Annotated in this window: 2 protein-coding genes and 1 pseudogene; 1 reads left to right on the forward strand and 2 read right to left on the reverse strand. The window is 57.3% G+C overall.

Translation table 11 applies throughout. The features are described from left to right. Positions 1-482: pseudogene (locus tag BHV64_RS09030) on the forward strand (hypothetical protein); the annotation flags it as partial. Positions 483-707: 225 nt separating this feature from the next. Here BHV64_RS09030 and BHV64_RS09035 read toward each other — a convergent pair. Beyond that, entirely contained in the window at positions 708-2,717 is a 2,010-nt protein-coding gene (locus tag BHV64_RS09035) for a glycoside hydrolase family 97 protein (protein ID WP_288115770.1), read from the reverse strand. Positions 2,718-2,724: 7 nt separating this feature from the next. Next, positions 2,725-3,945: GH92 family glycosyl hydrolase (locus BHV64_RS09040; RefSeq protein ID WP_288115771.1), on the reverse strand; the 1,221-nt coding region annotated here is incomplete at its 5' end.

Raw genomic sequence — 3,945 nt, forward strand, 5'->3', positions numbered from 1 at the left:
CTACGGAGAGTTTTGCACACTGCTGGAACTGTTCAACGTCTCGGTCGAGGAACGCACCGGAACGATCGACGGAAGAAACTATGCAGGTAGTGTCTCGGGTTCTGACCGACGACGGCTACGGCATCGGCACGCCCATCAAGTCGAGCAAAATAGGGAAAGACGTAGGCTATAAAGCCCTTCAAAAGTATTACGAGCGGTCGAAAAGTGCGCTGAAGCAGGACGGGACGCTCAACCGGCTGCGACAGACAGTCCGGGATGCTATGAGTCCGAACAATACACGGAACGAGTTTCGGCAGTTGCTCAAGGCGGAGAACATCGACGCTATCTTCCGCATCAATCCGGTCGGCAGAATCTATGGCGTGACTTTCATTGACCATAACGACGGCATCGTTGCCATTCTAGGCGAATGTCTTCAACGAATTGTATCCGGCTCCGAAAGAGGCGCAACAGGTTGCAGAACGACAGGCGGAACAGAAACATGAAGTGCAAAACCATGCCGCCAATCCTATTTCTGGCATTGTCGATACGGTATTGGATTTGGCCGACACGCAGGCTTATGAAGAACAGCAACGGCAGATGCAACAAAGGCGTAAAAAAAGACGACATCGTTCCTGATACGAAAAACGGGGTCTGATATGGATCAGATCCCGTTTCTCATTGTTCCCTGTCGGCTTTCCGTCGTGGCCTCCCCGTGCCACCGGCATCTTCTATTTCTCTGCCGGAATAAAAGTTATTGCCTGCCCGCCCCGTTCAGCCATCTCGATGCGTATGGTATCTCGTGCCGTCACCGCCCGCTTCCCGATCAGGTATGCCTCCGGATTGCGCCCCGCATCCGGAGCATCGGCATATATGGTCGCGGTATACGTCACTCCGGGTTCGAGGAAGTCGAGCTTCTGCACGAGCGTCCTTGCCTTCTCGTCCGTTCCTGCCCCGAGAAAGTGTCTGTCTTTGGCCCGTCTTGCAACGACGATATAGTCGCCGATCTCTCCCTGCAATGCCTTCGACCAGTCGCAGTCTGCGTCGAAGTCGCGGAAGAACCGGAATGCGGGATGCCCTTCGTAGTTCTCGATCAGGTCTGCGGCCATCTGCAGGGGCGAGTATATGATCACCCAGTTTGCTATCTGCCGTGCCAGCGTGGTCTTTATGCAGCGTTCCGCGTTGGGCCCGTTCCACTCGATCCGTCCCTTGTCGGCCTTCGCCGTGGAATAGTCGATGTCGAAGATTCCCGGAGTGTAGTCCATCGGTCCGCTCAGCATCCTCACGAAGGGCAGCGTCGTGAGATACTCTGCCGAATTCCCTTCCGACCATGCGTTCCATTCCATGCCCCGCGCCCCTTCGCGTGTCATCATGTTGGGCCACGTGCGTCGTATCCCCGTCTCCTTTATCGGCTTGTGTACGTCGAGCATGATCCGGTATTTCGCCGCCGTTTCCACGACCCGCTGATAGTGCTGCACTCCATACTGCGAATGATGGAGGTAACCGCCTTTGAATCCCCCTGCATATCCCGTTTTGAGCGTGTGAACCCCCAGTTCGGCATACCTCCTCATCGCTGCTTCCAGGACGGCTTCGTACTCAGGAATATTTCCTCCCGTTTCATTGTGCATCCACAGTTGCACGCCCTTTTCACGGGCATAGGCGGCTATTCGCTCCAGATCGAAATCCGCATAGGGTTCGAGGTAGTCGAACTGCTGGTTTCCGCCCCAGTTCTCCCATCCTTTGTTCCAGCCCTCGAACAACACTCCTTGTATGCCGTTTTCCGCAGCAAAGTCGATGTGCCGGATGGCATTCCGTGTCGTTGCTCCGTGTCGCGGCCCCATCGTCCATACCTGCGTTCCGAGGTGCATTCCCCACCATACCCCGACATCCTTCTGCGGCACGATCCATGAGGTATCCTCGATCTTCGAAGGTTCGTTCAGGTTGAGCACCAGCGACGAGTTAATCAGGCCTACGGCCCTGTCTGCTATCTGTATCGTGCGCCAGGGCGTCGTGAAGCGTCCCGGAATGTACGCCTTCACGCCGTCGGGCAGGGGCGCGAGGTCGGCTTTCAGCACCCCCGCACTGTCGCGCCTCAATACCATCTCGGGCCAGTCGTACAGGGCCGCCTCGTGCACGGCTCCGAATATTCCGTCCCCAGTGCGGAACGTGAAGGGCGTGTTTGCATCCGTTATCCGTGCGACGGGCTGCTCGCGGTACTGAAGTTCATAGGTCTCGAAATTGCCGGGTATGGACCACGACATCGTATGACCCTCATTTGCGAACCGGAATTCCGTCAGTTCGTCCGTCACGGCCAGCGAATCGGGCTGCGCCAGTTCGTAGCGAAATGCTATTCCGTCGTCGAATGCGCGGAAGCGGAGCGTGAAGGCCATGCTTTTGTCCGGTTTCCGCACTGAGACGGACATTTCGTTGTAACGGTTTCGGTGCCGTTTGTTCTCGCCCCAGGGGGCTGTCCACTCCTCGTCGTGGGAGGAGTGCCATACGCCTGTTATCGTCGCTCCCTGCAGCGAGGTTCCGCATGCTGCGAGTCCCATCGCCGAGGGCAGTATCAGGGGCTTGTCGTCGACCGTGACGGCATAGGTCACGCCCGCCCCTGCATCGGCTTCGACAGATACGGCGATGCGTCCGTCGGGTGAGGTTATGAAGGGCTGCTGCGGAGAGCATGCTGCAAACAATGCACAGGCGAAGGCCATGAAGGCAGCATAGGGATTCGGAATCTTCATGGGAAGGCTATTTTTCGGGTTCCATCTCGAAGCGCACCTTCGCACCTTCCAGAAGTGTGGAATAGCTAAGGAACGGCCTTTCCGATACTTTTCCGTCGATAGCCATTTTACCGACATAACGGTTCTCGGAGCTGTTCTCCGGAGCGTCGATCTCGATCGTATTGCCGTTTTCAAGATGAATGACGGCCTTGCGGAACAGCGGCGATCCGACTGCGTATTCGTCCGCGCCGGGACACACGGGATAGAACCCTAAGGCCGAAAATACGTACCACGCCGAGGTTTGTCCGTTGTCCTCGTCGCCGCAGTAACCGTCGGGCTTGGCCGAGTAGAGGCGATCCATGACCTCACGAACCCACCACTGCGCCTTACGGGGTTGCCCGGCGTAGTCGTAGAGGTAGATCATGTGCTGCGCGGGCTGGTTTCCGTGGGCGTAGTTGCCCATGTCGGCCACCTGCATTTCGGTAATTTCGTGGATGCGGAACCCGTAGTAGCTGTCGTCGTAGACGGGCGGCACGACGAAGACCGAGTCGAGCATCCGCGTGAATCCTTTGCGTCCTCCCATCAGGTCGATCAGTCCCTCGACATCGTGGAACACCGACCATGTGTAGTGCCACGCGTTTCCCTCGGTGAAGGCGTCGCCCCACTTGTAGGGGCTGAAGGGCGTCTGGAACGTCCCGTCGGCATTGCGGCCCCGCATCAGGCGCGTTTCGGGATCGAAGAGGTTTTTATAGTTCTGCGAAGCCTTTTCCAGCATCGCAGCGTCGTTCGTTTTTCCCAGTTTTTTCGCCACCTGCGCGATGCACCAGTCGTCGTAGGCGTATTCGAGCGTTCGTGCGACATTCTCGTTGATACCCACATCGTAGGGGATGTATCCCAGTGTGTTGTAGTATTCGTGTCCGAGGCGCCCCGTGGAGCTCACCGTGGGGTGTACCTTCCGGCGTCCTGCGAGCATCGCCTCGTAGAGCGTCGCAATGTCTTCCTCGGGGGTGACACCTTTCAGGATGGCATCCGAAGCCCATTCGGGCAGAAATCCGCTCTCGCGGTAAGCGTTTGCCAGCCCGGCCTGAATTTCGGCATTGACCGACGGATAGACCAGATTGAGCAGCGGAAACAGACTGCGGAAGGTGTCCCAGAATCCCGTGTCGGTATACATGTATCCCGGCAGTACCTCACCGTTGTAGGGGCTGTAATGCAGGATATTGCCGTTCTTGTCGATCTCGTAGAACTT

The sequence above is a fragment of the Alistipes sp. 56_sp_Nov_56_25 genome, assembly GCF_001915285.1.
Lineage (GTDB): Bacteria > Bacteroidota > Bacteroidia > Bacteroidales > Rikenellaceae > Alistipes > Alistipes shahii.